The organism is Deefgea rivuli DSM 18356 (assembly GCF_000620145.1).
GTDB lineage: Bacteria > Pseudomonadota > Gammaproteobacteria > Burkholderiales > Chitinibacteraceae > Deefgea > Deefgea rivuli.
Genome location: NZ_KK211083.1, coordinates 246407 through 265582 on the forward strand (window position 1 = coordinate 246407; position 19176 = coordinate 265582).

Here is a 19176-nt window from a genome sequence, read left to right on the forward strand (position 1 = left end):
AATGCGACAGCCCGTGTGTTTTTCTAATGCTGGATTTTAAGAGATAGTAAGCTCTGTCATGTCCTTATTTTCCTTCTCCCCTCGTTCGCGTTTTATTGCGATCAGCGTTGCGCTGCAAGTGCTGCTGCTGGCTGCTTTGGCTTTTAATGCGCATCGCATTTGGGCTGAAATGGCGCAGCAGGAAACCGAGCTGCACGTTCAGGCTTTGTCTCGGCTACTTAAATCCTCTTTTATGCCCGCCATGGTGGCCGGCAATCGCGTTAAAGCGGCTGATTTGCTCGATAGCTTGCAGGCGGCCGATGGTATTGATTATCTGGTGCTGCTCGACGCGCATCAGCAAGTGATTGCCGCACGCGGTTGGGATGTTTCAAAAAAATTACCTCCAAGTGATGTGAGTTTTGAATCCGCTATGGCGGCAGGTCGCGTGATGCATGCGCGTACGCCGTTGGAGTTTGGCGGTGAGCAATTGGGTGAGTTGCGTTTTGGCGTGTCAGCAGATGTGTTACGGAGCGGGTTTGAGCGCTTGATTTGGCAAAATGGCCTTATTTTACTGGCCGGATTTTTGCTTTCAGCGGCCTTGTTAATCTATGCCGGATTGTGGATTTCTCGACATTTATATCGTGTGATTGAAGCCACCGAAACGTCCTTGACCGGCTATTTTGAACCGATTGAGGTTCCGGCTGGTTCAGACGAAATCGCTAAAATTTCGCGGCGTTTTAATGAGATGGCCAGAACGATTAAATCGTATATTTTGGCACTCAATCAGAGTGAGGCAAAATATCAGGCGATTGCCGACTCATCTAATAGCGCCGAGCTGTGGCTTAATCCAGAAGGGCGGCTGGTTTGGGCGAATGCGTCCGTCGTGCGTGTGACGGGCTATTCGGTCAATGAATGTCTGCTGCTGCCCGATTTTCCATTAACGATTGCCACGCCCGAAGAGCGTTTGCGCGTTGAAGAAACTTTTCGCATTGCATTACAGCAGCAATCGTCCGAGCAAGATTACGAATTTCGTGCGATGCGCCGTGACGGCAGCCTATTTTGGGCCGCGGCGAGCTGGCAGCCCATGCTTGATGTGAATCACAGCTATCAAGGTTTGCGGCTGAGCATTCGCGATAATTCCGAAATTAAAGACGAGCGTTTGGCATTGCGTAAATCGGTGATTGAATTGCGCCAAATTCAATCCTTGGGCCAAAGCTATTTACAGCACGCTGAATCCGAGCGAGCGCGCATGCTGGCTTTGTTGGCAGCGATGCGATTTGGGGTGTTGTTTGTTGATAATGACAATCGGATTGTGTTTTTTAACCCCGCATTTTGCGAAATGTGGGGTTTGTCTTCGCAGAAAATGATGATTGGTCGCCCGATTGGGCAGATTTTGCAGTTGGCGGATAATCGCCCAGCGAAAGGCGATGTGCTGTCGTATTACTTGGAAGAATTGGCGTCGCTGGAAGAGCGCGTTGATTTTGGTGAAGTGACGCTGAATGACAATCGCGTTATTTTGCAAAGCTGCTATCGCGTGACCGACCCGCAAGGCGAAACCAATGGCCGTATGTGGGTTTACGAAGATGTGACGCAGCAACGGCAGATTGCCGAGCGCATGGTGAGTTTGGCCGAGCGCGATGCGTTGACGGGCTTATTTAACCGCCATCGTTTCCAGCAAGAACTCAATCGCATGGTGTCTGAAGCGGATCGTCGGCAAACGACGATGGCTTTGGTGTTTTTTGATTTGGATGAGTTTAAGTTGGTCAACGATAGTTTTGGCCATACCGTCGGCGATGAATTACTCAAAAGCATCGCGCGTGAGATCAGCAAGCAAGTGCGCTTACATGAAGTGTTTGCCCGCTTGGGCGGCGATGAGTTTGCGGTACTGCTGCCTGAATGCGATGAGTTTGAAGTTAGTAAACTCGCTGATCGGATTGTGCAAACCGTGATGCAAACGCAGTTTGTTGCGGGTAATCATTTAATGCGGCCTTCGACCTCGGTGGGTGTCGCGATTTATCCCTTGCACGCCAATTCGCCGGATCAATTGGTCGCCCATGCCGATACGGCGATGTATCAGGCCAAAGCGGCCGGCAAAGGCACGTGGCGCGTGTACCGCCCTGATTCGGATCATTCGCGCAGCGAGTTGAATCGCCTGTCGTGGAAAGAGCGGATTGTTGATGCGCTGGAGAATGATGGTTTCGAGCTGCATTACCAAGGGATTTACCACACGACAGATCGCAGCCTCGCGCATTTAGAAGCGCTGGTTCGGATGAAAGATGCGGATAGTCCGGGCGGCATTATTATGCCGGGGCAGTTTATTCCGCATGCCGAAAAAACGGGCAAAATCGTCGATCTGGATCGCTGGGTGATTAAAGAAGTGATTCGCTTGCTTGCTCATTACCCTGATTGCCCATCGATTGCAGTCAATGTTTCGGGGCGCTCGTTTGATGAGCCTGAGTTGCCGCTGTATATCGCCAGCCTGCTGGAGCACTACAAAGTGAATCCAAAACGGCTATTGGTCGAGTTGACTGAAACCTCGGCGGTGTCAGATTTATCCGATGCACAGCGCTTTATTGATGCATTGCGCTCAACGGGTTGCGTGGTGTGTTTGGATGACTTTGGCGTGGGTTTTGCGTCGTTTGCTTATTTGAAACAGCTCAAAGCCGATGTATTGAAAATCGACGGCCTGTTTATTCGCGATTTGCCGAATGATAGAGACAGCCAGATTTTCGTGCGCGGCATGGTCAGTATCGCGCACGATATGGGCAAAACGACGATTGCCGAGTTTGTCGAAAGTGAAACGATTTTTAATATGCTGGTTGAATTTGGTGTGGATCAAGTGCAAGGTTATTGGCTAGATAAACCGCAAAAAGATCACCCAGGATTAAAGTAGTATTGCCACCTAAGTATTGTTTAGTAATCCATAGATGGCAATACCCTACTGAGCGATCACCGCTTTGATATTGTTATCGCCAGTCACTCGGCTAATCACTTGCAAAGCATCATTCCGACTGGCAAACGGCCCTAAGCGGACGCGGTATAGATTGTTATTGCTTTGAATACTCAGTTTATTGGCATCATTATCCAATTCACGCGCTACGTGCGCTCTGAAATTCTCGGCATTGCTTTGCGAAGCAAAAGCGCCTAATTGCACATACACGACACCATTGCTCTCTGCGACCGGAATCGGGCGGGGTGCGCTGCTGACTGCTACTGGAGTACGCACAGGCTGCGGTGCAACGGCCAGCATGTCCTTCGGTGTATCGCCTGCTTGCAGGCTTTCGACGATGACTTCAGCGCTGCCATTATTGGCGTAGCCTAAGCGGCAAGCGGCCAGAAAAGATAAATCCATCACGCGGCCTTTGTGAAACGGACCTCGATCATTGACGCGAACAATCACGCTGCGGCCATTTTTTACATTGGTCACGCGTGCATAGCTTGGAATCGGCAAAGTAGGATGCGCGGCGGTCATTTGAAACATATCGTAGGTTTCGCCGATACTGGTTTTCTGGCCATGAAACTTGCGGCCATACCAGCTCGCCATGCCTTGCTCAGGGCCATTTAGCGGCTGCGGTGTAAATGATAGACCCAGCACGGTATATGGGCGATTCGCCCATTTATGCAGCGGTTCCCAGCGCGGTGTTGGTTCTAAGGCTTGATCCATATTGGCGGGAAAATCGGCCATTGGGCCATCATCTTTATAAAATGCACCGCCACCCGATTTCGCTGTGTAGCTGCAAGTATAAGCGGATGGCTTGCCGCCGATCACTGGGCTTGGTGTCGGTACGGGCGATACAGTCGGTTTGCTAGGTATACTGGGCTTAGGTGTTGTGCTGCAAGCAGCGATTAGTAATGCGCACAGTGATATACCTAGTTTAGTTGGCTTCATTTTTATGCCCACAGAAGTAATAATTGCTGATGCCACGTCAACAGACCCTAGCCTTTCATTAATGGGCGATCACGCTGGATGCTCATTAAAATACCAAAGCCAGCCAAAATCGACACCATCGACGTGCCGCCATAGGAAATCAGTGGCAAAGGCACGCCAACTACGGGCAGCATGCCGGTGACCATGCCCATATTGACCAGCGCATAGGTAAAGAAATTCATTGAAATCGCGCCGGCGAGCAAGCGACCAAATAAAGTGGATGCATTATTGGCGATCATCAAACCACGGAAAATGACGGCTAAATACAGCACGAGTAACACGCAATTACCCAATAGACCAAATTCTTCGCCATACACGGCGAAAATAAAGTCGGTGGTGCGCTCAGGGATGAAATCAAGGTGAGTTTGCGTGCCAGCCAGCCAGCCTTTACCAAAGATACCGCCCGAACCAATCGCAATTGTGCCTTGAATGATGTGATAGCCCGCGCCGAGCGGATCTTCCATCGGGTTTAGCATCGTGGCGATGCGGCGGCATTGGTATTCGTGCAGGATGTTAATGCACATATCCCAATGGGTGACGGTGTACGCGCCAGCGGCAATGCCGACGCCCATCACCGCCAAGACCGCCCACGGTAGGCCAGCAAAAAAGAGAATATAAAAGCCCGACGAGGCGACGAGGAGGCTGGTTCCCAAATCGGGCTGCTTGAGAATCAAAGCAACCGGAATCAGGATAATGATGGCGCCGCCAATAAAGTGTCGCCAATTGAGGCTGGCTTGATAATGATTAAAAAACCACGCCACCATCAGCGGCAAAGCAATTCGCATGATTTCAGAAGGCTGAATTCGCGTAATGCCAATATTGAGCCAGCGCGTGGCTCCATGGCTGGTGACGCCAAATAGCTCAACGGCAATCAGCAAAATCACGCCAAAGACATACGCAGGTAAAGCCAGCTGCATCAAGGTGCGTTGCTGGATATTGGCAACGAACCACAAGATGCAGAGGGAAATTCCCATGAACACGATTTTATCGGTCACACGCTCTAAATCACGATTCGATGCCGAATACAGCACGCCAGCCGACAGCGCAAAAATCAGCAGGATAAAGCAAAACAGCGCAGGATCAATTGGGCGCTTAATGCGCTCCCAGAAATAACTAATCACGGACATTTTCCTCTACAGCAGGGGTGACAGCAGAGGCACCTGATGCCGCTTTATCAATTGGATCGACAGGCATTTTTCCGGTGAGGTAATAGTCGAGCACTTTACGCGCAATCGGCGCTGCGGCTTGCGCGCCAAAACCGCCATTCTCCACAATCACGGCCAAGGCAATCGTCGGTTTATCTGAAGGTGCAAATGCGATAAACCACGAGTGATCGCGCAAACGCTCTTTCACCGAGTGCGCATTGTATTTCGCGCCTTTCAAGCTATACACCTGCGCCGTACCCGTTTTACCTGCAGACACGTATTCAGCACCGCGAAAAACATTGGCACCCGTACCGATGGTCATCACGCCTTCCATGCCGCGAATTACGCGCTCAATATTTTCTGGTTTCCAAGTCATGGCTTTCAGCGGTTTAGGTTCAACCTGAGTTTGTTTGCCCGTGACCGGATCGGTGAGTGTCGCCACCGCATGGGGTTTAAACGCAATGCCGCGATTGGCGAGTGTGGCGGTTGCATGCGCCATTTGTATTGGTGTAAAGGCGTTGTAGCCTTGTCCAATCCCGATGGAGACGGTTTCGCCGGAGAACCATTTTTGTTGCGCTGGATTTTTAAAGCGCGCTTTTTTCCATTCAGGACTCGGCAAAATGCCTGGTCGCTCGCCGGGTAAATCGACGCCGGTTTGCTTGCCGAAATCTAAAGTCGACATAAACGCCGCAATTTTATCGATACCGAGCTGAACTGCGAGCTGGTAAAAATAAGTGTCACTCGAAAGCGCAATCGAGCGATCAAAGCTCATCGAGCCATAACCGCCTTTTTTGGAGTCATTAAAGCGATGGCCGCCGTACATATAGTAGCCAGGGTCTGAAATCGTTTGATGCACGAGTGGCGTATTGTATTCAAGCGCTGCCATCGCCATAAATGGCTTGTAAGTCGAGCCCGGTGGATATTCACCGCGAATGGCACGATTCAGTAGCGGCTTATCAATCGAGGTATTGAGTTCATTCCAGCTCACCGGATCAATGCCATCGACAAATAAATTCGGATCAAAGCCGGGTTTGGATACCATCGCTAAAATCCCGCCGGTTTGCGGATCAATCGCCACTAAAGCGCCGCGACGGTCGCCAAATTGCTTTTCGACCATTTCTTGCAAGCGGATATCGATGGACAGCGTTAAATCCTGCCCTGATTTGGGTGCGGTGCGTTTGAGTGTACGAATGGCGCGACCGCCAGAGTCGATCTCAACCTGCTCGAAGCCTGTTGTGCCATGCAGCTGTGCTTCATAGCTGCTTTCGATACCCAACTTGCCAAGGTAATCTGTGCCGCGATAATTGGCGTAAACACCTTGTTCTTCTAAATCTTTAATGTCTCTGTCGTTGATGCGGCCAATATAACCAATTAAATGGCTACCCACTTCGCCCATCGGATATTGGCGAAATAGTCGTGCTTTGAGTTCAACACCGGGGAAAAGATAACTTTGCGCGGCAAAGCGCGCGACTTCTTCATCGCTTAGGCGAGTGCGAATCGGTAGCGTTTCAAAGTCTTTGGTTTCGTCTTGTAGCTTTTTAAAGCGGCGGCGATCTTTCGGTGTGATATCGACAATGCCTTTGAGCTTGGCAATGGTTTCATCTAAATCACCGACTTTGGAAGGCGTAATTTCGAGCGTGTAGGCCGAAAAATTATGCGCCAGCACCACGCCATTGCGGTCACGAATAATCCCGCGTGACGGCGGGATCGGCACTAAAGAAATTCGATTTTGTTCGGCTAGCGTTAAGTAGCGGTCGTGTTCTAGCACTTGTAGCCAAATAAAGCGCGCGAGCAAAGTACCAAACATCAGCAAGATAAACAAAACGGCAATAATCAGGCGGATTTGAAAAGCGAAGCGTTCGCTTTTTTGATTGAGGACGACATTTTTACTCATGACGCTCTCTTGCACTATCAGTGTGGCGTGTGACGCAGCACAGCGGTTTCAGCGCTAGGGCTGAAAAAAAAGCAGAATACATTACTGAATACGCCAAAGATCAAGGTTTATCGTCAAGCTCATAATTCGTCAGGCACGTTTTTACGCTGGTACATCAGCATTAAATTAGAAAACGGTGGCCATAAAATAGCGGCAAATAAACTACCGGCAAAATAGCCCCAACCGACAAATGGCTCGCCCATCATGCTACGAATAAAAACCATAATGGTTTGCGACAGAATCAAGAGCGCAAATGCAATCAGTGCTTGTTGCCAAAAAGGAAAGATGACCAATTGTCGTTGTCGTGCCAAGGCCAAATAGGCAATGACCGAATAGGCGAGCGCATGTTGCCCTAATACATTGCCATCGGCGACATCCATCGCCACGCCTAAAAAGAAAGCACAAGCGACGCCGACGCGGCGCGGCTGATTGAGCGCCCAATAAATAATCAGTAGCGCGACAAAATCAGGGGCGAAGTTCACGGCCGTGGCTTGCCATGGCAATAAATTGACCAGCATGGCTAAAACAAAAGAACAGAAAATAAAGCTCGCGCCAGCAGGGCGGAGCAATTGGCGGCTAATTGGCATGAATTAATTCATCTCCTTGGGCGCAGCTGAGCATGAGTATTTTTCATGAGTCGCATTAGTGTTTCTTCGCTTTTGGCGCAGAGGCTTCAATCGGATAAGGTGGTGGTGCAGCGGGCGCATCCAGAATCAGAAAATAGCGATGCTGATCGATTTTGGCCAAAGGCTCGCTATAAATTCGCGCAAACGCATTACCCGTCGTGCGCTCAACCTTGGTGACTTTCGCCACGGGTAGGCCGGCGGGATAAATGCTATCAATCCCAGAAGTGAGGAGTTGATCGCCGACTTGAATATCGACATTCGGTGCCATATTGCGCACCTCAAGCGGCGTATGGCGGCCTGAGCCGTATACGACGGTACGCAGCTGATTGCGCGCCACGATGACGGGTACCATATGATTACGATCAGACAGCAAGCGTACTTCGCTGGTGAGCGGTTGCACGCGAACAATTTGCCCGACCACACCGCTGGCATCGAGCACGATTTGCCCTAGGCTAATTTGATCTTGCTGGCCTTTGTCGAGTACCAATTTGGCGGCAAAGGGATCGCGGCTATTGTATAAAATCTTGGTCAGCTGGGTTTGACGTGGCGTGCTTTCGCTGGCGACTTTTAAACTACGCAAATGCGCGTTCTCGATTTCTAGCGCATGCAAGCGCATCGCCATGCCTTGCGCGGCGAGCTTATCGTTATTGAGTGTTTTATTTTCGCCGACTAAAAGTGTTTGCTGCTGTAGAAAGTCTTTGCCTTCAATCAGCGCATTGATCGGCGTGGTCGCCAGCCATTGCAAGGGATACAGCGCGAGCGAAAGTTTGTCGCGGACCTGATTGAGTAATTGATAGTTGGCATCGCCCACGATTAATCCCACCGATAGTGCGGAAAAAATCAAAACTCGCGTGAGCGGTTTGGGGCCTCTGTTAAAAAAATCGGGCTGATTAGCTTGCATGCTCAGTGAGGTCGCTTGGCGTTATACGTGGGCCAGAGTGCCCGCGAATAATATAAGATATTAAAACGTCAATAAGACAGCAAAAGGCGCGAAAACGCGCCTTTGCCATCCATCCATTCTCGCCGTGCTTAATCGTTGGCAAAAATACCAATGCCGCCCTTGTCGAGTTTCTCTAGCGCCTTGCCTGTGCCGCGTACTACGCAAGTCAATGGATCTTCAGCCACAATCACTGGCAAGCCGGTTTCTTCCATCAATAGGCGATCCAAATCGCGCAACAATGCGCCGCCGCCAGTGAGTACCATGCCTTTTTCGGCAATGTCCGCACCCAACTCTGGTGGCGTTTGTTCCAGCGCTTGTTTTACCGCAGAAACGATCTGGTTCAGTGGATCAGTCAACGCTTCCAAGATTTCGTTACTAGAAATCGTGAATGAGCGTGGAATGCCTTCGGCCAAATTGCGACCCTTCACTTCCATCTCGCGTACTTCTGCACCTGGGAAGGCCGAACCAATGCGTTTTTTGATTTCTTCTGCGGTCGTTTCGCCGATCAGCATGCCGTAGTTACGGCGAATGTAGTTGATGATGGATTCATCAAATTTATCACCGCCAACGCGAACGCTGGTCGCATAAACGATACCGCCCAGTGAAATTACGCCCACTTCAGTCGTGCCGCCACCGATATCGACGACCATTGAGCCCGTTGCTTCTTCAACTGGTAAACCTGCGCCCAATGCGGCCGCCATTGGCTCTTCGATCAACTCCACTTTACGTGCGCCAGCGCCGAGTGCTGATTCACGAATCGCACGGCGCTCGACTTGCGTTGAACCGCAAGGTACGCAAATCACGATACGCGGAGGTGATGAAAACATGCGGCTTGGATTTACTTTTTTAATGAACTGTTTCAGCATCTGTTCGGTGATGGTGAAATCGGCAATCACGCCGTCTTTCATCGGGCGAATCGCATTGATATTGCCAGGCGTACGGCCCAACATTTTTTTTGCCTCCGCACCAACGGAGAGAATTGTTTTTTTGCCCGAAGGGCCGCCTTCTTGTTGAATCGCCACAACCGAGGGTTCATCCAAGACAATCCCTTTGCCTTGCATATAAATCAAGGTGTTAGCGGTGCCCAAGTCGATGGCGATGTCGTTGGCAAAGTAGCCAGAGAGAAGTCCAAACATTAAATATCCCGCAATCTTTAGAGGTGTGATGGTTAGCTGAACCGTCGGTTCAGCCCACTGTAAATGGGTCTAATGCGCGTATTATGCTGCATTGCAGCGAAACCCGCTGTGCATTTGTTTTTATCATTTCGCATCCACTTTTCTTACCACAGCGAGACTCAGCTGCAGGTGGGAGAAACAAACCCAATATGATACCCTATTGTGCTGATGTTTAAGAAGGTTTAACGGGGTAAATACAACCATGTTGCTATCAATTTGCGATGTGCGGCGTAAATACCTCCGCGCTGTTGCTTGAGGTTTGTATCTACAGGGAATAATCATGTCGCCCTATCCACAGGTACGCATCTACTGGGTAAATATGACTAAGCCGTTTAAGGACGTATCTAGCAGGGAATAAGCAATGCGGCCCTACTAGATACGATGTACTGGGTAAATATGAACAAACCGTTTAAGAACGTATCTAGCAGGCAATAAGCAATGTCGCCTTACTAGGTACGATGTACTGGGTAAATATGACCAAGCCGTTTAAGGACGTATCTAGCAGGGAATAAGCAGTGTCGCCCTACTAGGTACGATGTACTGGGTAAATATGACTAAGCCGTTTAAGGACGTCATCTACAGGAAATAACCATGTCGCTCTCTACAGACGATGTACGGCGCATTGCGCGTCTGGCACGGATAGCCGTGACCGAAAATGAAGTCGCTGAGAGCCAGATTCAGCTTAACCGCTTGTTTGGTTTGATCGAAGAAATGCGCGCTATCGATACCACTGGTATTGCACCGATGCCGCACCCGCAAGACATGCTATTACGCTTGCGTGACGATGTGGCGACGGCGGCCAATCGCCGTGAAGCATTTCAAGCGGCCGCACCTGCGGTAGAAAACGGCCTGTATCTGGTTCCGAAAGTCATTGAATAAGCCTTGAATAAGGAGTTGGGTATATCTTGCTACGCATTGCTAGGTAATGGCTACACGTCAATACCCTTTGTGTTCGGGTTGACCTACGGAAGAATATGAATTTAACCATTAAACAAATCATCGACCAACTCGCCGCAGGTGAAACCACTGCGGTCGCGTTGGCAACGCATTATCTTGATCGAATTGCAGCACACGCCGATCTGAATGCCTTTATCACCGTGGATCGCGAAAAAGCCTTGGCGCAAGCCGCCGCCGCCGATGCCGCGCGCGCTGCGGGCGATACGCGCCCCTTGCTGGGCGTTCCGTTTGCACACAAAGACATTTTTTGCGCTGAAGGTTGGAAAACCACCTGCGGCAGCAAAATGTTGGATAACTTTGTCGCGCCGTATTCAAGCAATGTGGCAGAGCTCTGTGATGCCGCTGGTCTGGTCACGCTAGGTCGCACCAATATGGACGAGTTTGCGATGGGCTCATCCAATGAAAATAGCTTTTACGGCGCAGTCAAAAACCCTTGGGATGTAAGCGCTGTACCAGGCGGTTCGTCGGGTGGTTCGGCAGCGGCAGTCGCAGCACGTTTAGTGCCCATGGCGACCGGAACCGACACCGGAGGATCTATTCGGCAGCCTGCGGCATTTTGCGGCATTACGGGGATTAAACCGACCTACGGTATCGTCAGCCGTTTCGGCATGATCGCTTACGCGAGTTCCTTAGATCAAGGCGGCGCGATGGCGCAAACCGCCGAAGACTGCGCGATTTTGCTCAATGTGATGGCGGGTTTTGATGAGCGGGATGCGACCAGTCTTGAACACAAAAAAGAAGATTACACCCGCGATTTGAACTTGCCGCTCGCGGGTCTGAAAATCGGCTTGCCGCGCGAGTATTTCGCAGAAGGCTTGGCTGATGACGTACGCGCGGCAATTGAAGCGGCCGTTGCTGAATATAAAAAGCTCGGCGCGATCATCGTTGATGTCAGCTTGCCGAACACCAAAATGGCGATTCCAGCGTATTACGTGATTGCCCCCGCCGAAGCATCGACCAATCTAAGCCGTTTTGACGGTGTACGTTACGGTCACCGCGCTGCGGAATACAGCGGCCTTAACGAAATGTACGAAAAAACCCGTGCTGAAGGCTTTGGCGATGAAGTCAAACGCCGTATTTTGACTGGCGCTTACGTGCTCAGCCACGGTTATTACGATGCCTACTACCTGCAAGCACAAAAAATCCGCCGCATTATTTCGAATGATTTCCAAGCTGTGTTCAAAGAATGCGACGTGTTGTTTAGCCCCGTATCGCCAAGCACCGCATGGAATTTAGGCGAGAAAAACGCCGATCCAGTCGCGATGTATTTGGAAGACATTTACACACTGGGCGTGAACTTGGCCGGTTTGCCTGCAATGAGCGTGCCAGTCGGTTTCGGCAGCAATGGTCGCCCAGTCGGCATGCAAATCATCGGCAACTATTTGTCGGAAAGCCGCATGCTCGGCATCGCCCATCAGTTCCAGCAAGTGACGGATTGGCACACCAAAGCACCGCAAGTCTAAGGAGATCGCCATGGCATTAACGCAAAGTGATTTTGTTTCGCCTGAGCAATACTTGGCGGAAGAAGAATTACGGCAGGAACGGCATGAATATTATGACGGCCTCGTTTATGCCATGACGGGGGGCACATTGACGCACAATATTCTGGCGATGAATTTGCTTGTTCGTCTGATACCGCATTTGCAAGGTTCACCTTGTCGAGCGTTTATTAATGATGTTCGCCTGCAGATTGAAAGTGCCGATTGCTATTTTTATCCAGATTTGTTGGTTCATTGTGCTGAAACTGCAAAGTCGAGTTCGACAGTCAATTCAGCCAAGGTGGTGGTCGAAGTGCTTTCGCCCTCGACAGGTAGCTACGATCTGGGCAAGAAATTTGACATTTATCGCCAGCTCGACTCATTGCAAGAATATGTCTTAATTGATTCTGAATCTCGCAATGTGCGGGTGTATCGCCGTGCAGAGTATGGTGACTGGGTCTTTCACGCATATACCAATGACGAAGTAGTGCGCCTAGCCAGTATTGATTTTATCGTGTCGTTGACTGATTTGTACGACGACACGGGCATTGAGGAATAAATTATGAAATGGGAAGTCGTAATCGGGCTAGAGGTTCACACTCAGCTCACCACAAAATCGAAAATTTTCTCACCGGCCAGCACGGCATTTGGCGCTGCACCGAATACGCAAACGGCGGTGGTCGATATCGCCTTGCCGGGCGCTTTGCCTGTGATGAACCGCGCTGCCGTTGAGCGCGCGATTCAGTTTGGCCTTGCGATCGGCGCGAACGTAAAACGCAGATCAGTCTTTGATCGTAAAAACTACTTTTATCCTGATTTGCCAAAAGGCTACCAAATTAGCCAGATGGATTTGCCAGTGGTCGAAGGCGGCGTTATCACGATTCAAGTCGGCGATGAAGAGCGCAAAATCAACCTCACTCGCGCGCATTTAGAAGAAGATGCTGGCAAATCGCTGCACGAAGACTACCAAGGCATGACCGGCATCGACTTGAATCGCGCGGGTACGCCGCTGCTGGAAATCGTGTCTGAACCAGAAATGCGCTCATCCGCCGAAGCAGTGGCTTACGCCAAAGCGCTGTACGAGTTGGTCACATGGATCGGCATTTGCGACGGCAATATGAGCGAGGGTTCGTTCCGTGTTGACGCTAACGTTTCAGTGCGCCCAGCAGGCCAAGTTGAGCTCGGCACTCGCCGCGAAATCAAGAATCTGAACTCGTTTAAATTCTTGCAGCAAGCGATTGATTACGAAATCCGCTGGCAAATCGAAACCATCGAAGACGGTGGCCGCGTCGTGCAAGGCACGGTGCTGTTCGATCCGGACAAGGGCGAAACGCGCATGATGCGCAGCAAAGAAGACGCGCACGATTACCGTTACTTCCCTGATCCAGATTTGCCACCGCTGGTGATTTCGGAAGAATGGATAGCACGCGTACGCAGCGAATTGCCTGAATTGCCAGTTGCAATGCAAGCGCGCTTTATCGAGCAGTATGGTATCTCCGCCTACGACGCGCGGATGCTGACCACCAGCAAGATACTGGCTGCCTATTTTGAAGCGACGGTTGCGGCTGGCGCGGATGCTAAACTCGCTGCGAACTGGATCATGGGCGACATCTCCGCCACGCTGAACCGCGAAGAGAAAACGATTGCCGATTGCCCTGTCTCTAGCGACGCCTTGGGCGCATTGATTGCTCGTATTTCGGACAATACAATCAATAACAAAACCGCCAAAGACGTTTTGAAGAAAATGTGGGAATCAGGCGACACCGCCGATGTGATTATCGAACGCGACGGCCTGAAACAAGAATCTGACACCGGCGCGATTGAAGCGATTGTCGATACCGTGCTGGCGGCGAATCCGAAGGCGATTGAGGAATATCGCAGCGGTAAAGAGAAAGCGCTCAATGCCTTGGTCGGGCAAGTAATGAAAGGCTCAGGCGGCAAGGCCAATCCAGCGATGGCGTTGGAGTTGTTGAAGAAGAAGGTGGGGTAAGATGAATAAGCGGATCAATAAAATGATTCGCTTTTTTATTTTTAACAACTTGAATTTATAATGGACTCATTTATGAATAAATTGTTGTTGGTTGTTTTTATTTGTTTATTTAGTCAACTTTCGTATTCCGAAGATATAAAGCCAACGGTTCTTGATATTTATAAAACAGGAAAAGATGGAAAGTCTAAAGCATTGCTTGGTGGGCTTGTTAATATGGATACAATCTATATAGAAGCAGGATCAAATTGCACTCAGATGATTGGAATGGTTAAGGTTGATGGTATTCAATTTAGTGAGAGTGGGGCAACTTTAGAGAGTTTTCGCTTTGTTGATGCGAAAAATAATCAATGGTCAGTTCCAACCAACATTAAAGATTTATCATCAGTGGATCGGTCAAGGGCGAATAATTTTATCCGTCAAGGTAAAAGCTATTTTGCACATGTACAAGTATGTGGAAGTGGTGGGTTTGCGAGTTTAATTAGCTTGTATGATCCAAAGGTCACATTTGGCGCATTTGATTAGAGTTTTTCTGAAAGAAGAGCTCCAATATGATTGGTGATCGCGTAATTGAACCTACGATTATTAAAAGGTTTGTAACGTTAATGTGGGGTGCCAGTGAGTGTGTTGGAAAAAATAAAGTCATATATAGCTGATTGGAAGGTTTTAGCTAAGAAAAATCTAACCAATGATTTGGCTAACGTCAAGAATGTATGTATTTATTATGTATCAGTAATTACATGGCGATCATGTTTAACAGTGATTTTTGTTGTTGCTCTTTTCTTTGTTTTTATTAATTTTAATGTAGGTAATTATTTCGAATCAGAGAGTGATTCAATATCAAATATTGCTGGTGATGCAGAGGTTTTAGCCTCGCTGCTGCTACAAGCACAGAATAGTTGTTATAAAGTTGGGTTTGATTGGAGCGAAATTGTAGCTTGCTCGAGATATAAGGGTGAGCTGCCTTCAGAGAAAACCGCTGCCGTGATGGCTGACTTGGCGTTGGAGATGGCGGGGAAATTCAAGACCAAATGCTATGAATTAGAAACCAAGGAGTATTGTGATAAGTTATTGGAACGCGCAATTTTTATAAAAGTTGGGCGCTAATTACACTTATTTCAAAATTGGATTTGGCAAGTTATCCGTCAAGCCCTGTAAGGCGGGTCGTGATCCGCGCTGATTGATGTTTGTGATATCGGAAACGGATTGGCGGGTTACGCCTTCGGCTAACCCGCCCTACGTTGTGACACAAAACAACCCGATTGATTCTGGCGGTTGATGCGGCTGCGCCGCGTGGTTTTGGGGCGCGTTCTGCCATGCGGGCTGAAAGGGGAACTTTTGCATCTAATTGTCATACCGGCGAATGCCGGTATCTAGAGCGTCGTTTCGGCTGGCGTTGCTGCTGGATTCCGGCCTTCGCCGGAATGACGAGTTGAATAGGGTGTTGATGTATTTGATCTTAGCCCTTAATAGCCAATGCCTGGCAGGCAATACATCGAGTTAATTTAAAACCTCGTTGATCTGCGTGAGATCCCTTGTGTCAAGCCGAGCGAAGGAAAAGCGGGGCGGGGTTTTTGCGATCAATGTTTGAGCGAGGCCGATGTTTTTGGTTTTGAGGCCGAACGAGTTTTGAGCGCAACCGCCTCGATTGTCCGCAGCGAGGGCATCCGACGAAGTCGGACGCAGATACTAGGGCGGCCTTCTTTGCTTACTTTCTTGGCCGTTCAAGAAAGTCAGTGCCGCGCGGCACTAGCGCCGATCCCGCCTGAAAATATCCCACAGTACCAATCTCTCATATTGGCAAGCTAGATCACATTTTCGATTCATCAGAGCGCTGATCGTTTCCGCTTGTGAGTGCATCAAATTTTTACAATTAGCAGAAAATGACGTCATGAATTAGTGGGTGTTTCGTTATTTATTTGTAACCAAAAACACAACAATATGACAAATAAATAAACTTAGATTGACCGAATATTAGCGTGTCGTCATATTGCTTACTGCAGTGCTTTCAACTTGCCCAATTCAGGTTTGTATTAACTTTGCATTTCCCCACGTATATTTTGCGTGGGGCGTTAATAAAAACGGCTGCTAATTCTTTGAAATTTAATCTGTTTATTTACTCCTTGACGATGGAAATTTTCATGAAAAAAATTATTGCTTCGGCTGTTGTGATGCTTGTTGTGTCGGCTTCTGCTTTTGCTGCTGCTTATACTTATGCGGGAACCGTTCGTTGGAACAGCAATGTTGAGAGCCCAATTACTGCTTGCCAAAGACAAATCCCAGGTTCTGGACCAGCTCCGGAATCTAAATATCAATTGGGCACTAATGGTTGGTTTGCTTGCTATTATTATAAGTAATAAGCGATGCGATATCGCTCGGGGTAGTTTTAATCAACTAGCCTTAGCAACAAAAAACCGCGAGATTGATTCTCGCGGTTTTTTGTTTTCTTCGGTGTGTGAGCGCTTGTAGCGCGGGTCGCGATCCGCGCGATTGCGATTGTAAAACCCCGTGCCGCAGGCACTTAAAACGATCAATACGTCATCTAAAGAGTAAATTTACAATGGGTATATATTTGTATGGCTTTAATTTAAAGCTATAGATTGATATACATCTAATATTGGTGTGATGTTTAATTATGCATTAATTCGCCGCTACGCATGGCAAGACGAGTGTGAAGCAGGCGCCTTGGCCTTCGGTGCTGGTGACGAGAATCTGGCCGTGTAGCGCGGTAGACACAAGATTGTCGGCGATGTGCAAACCCAATCCACTGCCGCCTTGTCCAAGTCGGGTGGTGAAAAACGGGTCAAATAGGCGGCTGAGATTGGGGGCGGGAATGCCAATACCATCGTCACTAACGTGTAAATGGACTTCGTCATTTTCTGTCAATTGGGCAAAAATACTGATTTTCCCCTGCATTTTGTTAGGAAACGCATGCACCAATGCATTGTTGATCAAGATAATCAGCACTTGTTCAATCGCGCCCGGATCGCTATCCATGATGATGTCCTCAGGAATACTCGCTTCAACACTGCGGCCATGCTGGCGTAGTAGCGGGCGCAGCATAATGAGCGTGTCGCTCACCGTCGTATTTAGCGCAAAACTGCGCCGCACCATGCTCGATTGATCGATGGCAATTTGCTTAAAGCTGCGCACCAATTCGGCGGCACGACTTAGGTTCCGCATGAGTATTTCGGTGCCTAGCGTCAACGATTCACCCAGTTGCTGCATTTCGCTACGTGTCAGCGCAAGGCCTTGATCGCGATGCGCCATAAAAGTGCTAACGTCGCTTTGCAGCGTACTGGCGGCCATCAGGCCGTTGCCGATGGGCGTATTGAGTTCATGTGAAATGCCAGCCACCAGCGAGCCTAGTGCCGCCATTTTTTCGGAATGTAGTAGTTGTGCTTGCATCTGCGTGACGGTGGCGAGCGCGGCATTGAGTTCTTGATTGGATTGGGTTAATTTTTGCGCATCGGCTCTTTGTTGCTCGATGGCGATTCGTAGCTCGGTATTGCTGGCGATGAGTTGTTCTTGTTGGCGTATCAGTTTGAAATCCGATTCAATGCCTTTTTTAATTTCCCATAGCAGATTGATGTATTGCGTATGAAAAGTACGCTCTTTGTTGTCGAGCACGCAAATTGTGCCAAAAACCGAATCGTCGGGCCAAATTAAAGGTACGCCCAGATATGAAATCATATTCAGTGCAATATCAGGATTCGTTTTCCAGTCTTCATCGTTTAAAGCATTGGGTACCTGCAAAATGCGCTGCGTGCGCATTACGGTTTCGCAATACAGCCCACTATTGAGTGGCGCTGTTTCGCAGGCTTCGTAGGGGTTTTCTTCACCATGGCTGGACACTAGCACTTCGATTTTCTCGGGATGCACGCGCATGATCAAGCCAGCAGGTACATCAAAAATCCGCGCCATGACATCGCTGGTGTCTTGCCATTTGTTCAAAAAGCTATCGGGAACAGCGTGTGTTTGATAGGTCATTGCGGCATCCTTTCGGTTAGCTTTGGCAAGTTTTATTTCGGTGGTCAGTTACGATTGAAATTCATTGTATTTCGCACTTTTGCAGATTGCTGTGGATTTGATTGATATGGGCTTATCAGCGTATTTCTGCGATTTACTTGTTAAGCGCTGTGAACTATTGCGGTTTTGAAGCCTTCGCTTTTTTCGGGCTACTTTTTTTTGGTCAAGAAAACTAGCTGCCGCGCGGCATTAGCGGGATGCCGTGTTGGGATATCTCAGCCGATTGAATAAAGCCAAAATACAAAATCGGGTGTAATTCGCTGCGCTTTGTGCAACCTATATGGGTTGGTATCTGTTTACGGATTCGACGCATCAATGTCTTTCAGCCAATACATCCATATAATCTCAAAACACGCTACCGCCAAACCCCATCCCCAACCATACATATTTATTTTGCATTGGAACTGAACGCCAATCCCTCAGTCTGAATCAACGCAGGTTTAATTTTCCAACTTATAAATAAAGAGAGAATGGTCATGGGTTTGTTTGATATGTTCAAGAGCGACACCAGCACGACAATGAGTCCACATTTCGCTTTTGCGACTGGGCTGCTGTATATGATGTCGGCCGATGGCGAGATGGATAATGAAGAAGTCGGCCATTTGTTGTCGGTGTTGGGCGGCGAAAAATCTAAAAGCGGTGCGATTGGTGTTGGCGCGCAAAATCGTCAATTGCTTGACCGCGCTTTGGCGTATCGCCAAAAGAACTCAATTGAGACTTTCCTTGCTGAAGCAACGCCGGTGCTGACTGATGCGCAAAAGGTTTGTATTTTGATGAATTTGCTCGATTCAGCGTTCTCGGACGGCGAAGCCGAGCCAGAAGAACAAGCGTTGTTTGCTAAGATTCAAGCGGCGTTTGGTATTAGCGATGCGCGCTTTAAACCGTTCTTTGAAGTGTTGATGATCAAAAACGACCGCTCAGTGTTCGTGAATAAAGATCATCCAAGCAATCAAGCGGGTTATACCGTTCAGTTGAGCCAATAATTTGCTGAGTTTGTTG

Annotated in this window: 16 protein-coding genes; 9 read left to right on the plus strand and 7 right to left on the minus strand. The window is 49.0% G+C overall.

Translation table 11 applies throughout. The annotated features are described in order from the left end of the window. Window positions 1-58 precede the first annotated feature (58 nt). Window positions 59-2872 (plus strand): EAL domain-containing protein, encoded by a 2814-nt coding sequence (locus Q320_RS20295; RefSeq protein WP_051534838.1) that lies wholly within the window; start codon window positions 59-61, stop codon window positions 2870-2872. A gap of 45 nt (window positions 2873-2917) precedes the next feature. Here the strand turns inward: Q320_RS20295 and Q320_RS0116155 are convergent, their stop codons facing one another. From Q320_RS0116155 to Q320_RS0116185, 6 genes are all read right to left on the minus strand, one after another. Beyond that, window positions 2918-3868 carry a septal ring lytic transglycosylase RlpA family protein gene (locus Q320_RS0116155; protein WP_156939093.1) on the minus strand — a complete coding sequence of 317 codons (951 nt, stop codon included), beginning with the start codon at window positions 3866-3868 and terminating at the stop codon, window positions 2918-2920. A 47-nt stretch (window positions 3869-3915) separates the two neighbouring features. Beyond that, the gene (rodA, locus tag Q320_RS0116160; RefSeq protein ID WP_027469857.1) at window positions 3916-5034 is read right to left on the minus strand and encodes a rod shape-determining protein RodA; all 1119 of its coding nucleotides are present in this window, start codon (window positions 5032-5034) and stop codon (window positions 3916-3918) included. Further along, window positions 5021-6946, minus strand: a complete 1926-nt coding sequence (gene mrdA, locus Q320_RS20300; RefSeq protein WP_035854029.1) for a penicillin-binding protein 2 — start codon at window positions 6944-6946, stop codon at window positions 5021-5023. Before mrdA ends, rodA begins: the two co-directional genes overlap by 14 nt. Before the next feature lie 119 nt (window positions 6947-7065). Continuing rightward, a complete protein-coding gene (gene mreD, locus Q320_RS0116175; RefSeq protein ID WP_027469858.1) occupies window positions 7066-7572 on the minus strand; it encodes a rod shape-determining protein MreD in 507 nt (168 codons plus the stop codon). Between the two features lie 55 nt (window positions 7573-7627). Continuing rightward, on the minus strand, window positions 7628-8512 hold the full coding sequence (gene mreC, locus Q320_RS20305; protein ID WP_035854030.1) for a rod shape-determining protein MreC: 885 nt from the start codon (window positions 8510-8512) through the stop codon (window positions 7628-7630). A 128-nt stretch (window positions 8513-8640) separates the two neighbouring features. Further along, entirely contained in the window at window positions 8641-9687 is a 1047-nt protein-coding gene (locus Q320_RS0116185) for a rod shape-determining protein (protein WP_027469859.1), read from the minus strand. Window positions 9688-10317: 630 nt separating this feature from the next. Here Q320_RS0116185 and gatC point away from each other — a divergent pair. The 7 genes from gatC to Q320_RS0116220 all read left to right on the plus strand — a co-directional run bounded on the left by gatC (window position 10318) and on the right by Q320_RS0116220 (window position 16505). Continuing rightward, entirely contained in the window at window positions 10318-10605 is a 288-nt protein-coding gene (gene gatC / locus Q320_RS0116190; RefSeq protein WP_027469860.1) for an Asp-tRNA(Asn)/Glu-tRNA(Gln) amidotransferase subunit GatC, read from the plus strand. Between the two features lie 95 nt (window positions 10606-10700). Then, the gene (gene gatA, locus Q320_RS0116195; RefSeq protein ID WP_027469861.1) at window positions 10701-12146 is read left to right on the plus strand and encodes an Asp-tRNA(Asn)/Glu-tRNA(Gln) amidotransferase subunit GatA; all 1446 of its coding nucleotides are present in this window, start codon (window positions 10701-10703) and stop codon (window positions 12144-12146) included. 10 nt (window positions 12147-12156) lie between these two features. Beyond that, window positions 12157-12720 (plus strand): Uma2 family endonuclease, encoded by a 564-nt coding sequence (locus Q320_RS0116200; protein WP_035854031.1) that lies wholly within the window; start codon window positions 12157-12159, stop codon window positions 12718-12720. A gap of 3 nt (window positions 12721-12723) precedes the next feature. After that, window positions 12724-14151, plus strand: a complete 1428-nt coding sequence (gatB, locus tag Q320_RS0116205) for an Asp-tRNA(Asn)/Glu-tRNA(Gln) amidotransferase subunit GatB (protein WP_027469863.1) — start codon at window positions 12724-12726, stop codon at window positions 14149-14151. A 72-nt stretch (window positions 14152-14223) separates the two neighbouring features. After that, the gene (locus Q320_RS0116210; RefSeq protein WP_035854032.1) at window positions 14224-14673 is read left to right on the plus strand and encodes a hypothetical protein; all 450 of its coding nucleotides are present in this window, start codon (window positions 14224-14226) and stop codon (window positions 14671-14673) included. Between the two features lie 93 nt (window positions 14674-14766). After that, entirely contained in the window at window positions 14767-15255 is a 489-nt protein-coding gene (locus Q320_RS0116215) for a hypothetical protein (protein ID WP_027469865.1), read from the plus strand. 1034 nt (window positions 15256-16289) lie between these two features. Next, window positions 16290-16505: a hypothetical protein gene (locus tag Q320_RS0116220; RefSeq protein WP_027469866.1), complete on the plus strand. Its 216-nt coding sequence runs from the start codon at window positions 16290-16292 to the stop codon at window positions 16503-16505. 283 nt (window positions 16506-16788) lie between these two features. Here the strand turns inward: Q320_RS0116220 and Q320_RS0116225 are convergent, their stop codons facing one another. Further along, window positions 16789-18138, minus strand: coding sequence for a GAF domain-containing sensor histidine kinase (locus Q320_RS0116225; protein WP_027469867.1), 1350 nt, complete (start codon window positions 18136-18138; stop codon window positions 16789-16791). A gap of 515 nt (window positions 18139-18653) precedes the next feature. On the opposite strand from Q320_RS0116225, the gene Q320_RS0116230 reads away from it, so the two are divergent. Then, window positions 18654-19160 (plus strand): tellurite resistance TerB family protein, encoded by a 507-nt coding sequence (locus tag Q320_RS0116230; RefSeq protein WP_027469868.1) that lies wholly within the window; start codon window positions 18654-18656, stop codon window positions 19158-19160. Window positions 19161-19176 lie beyond the last annotated feature (16 nt).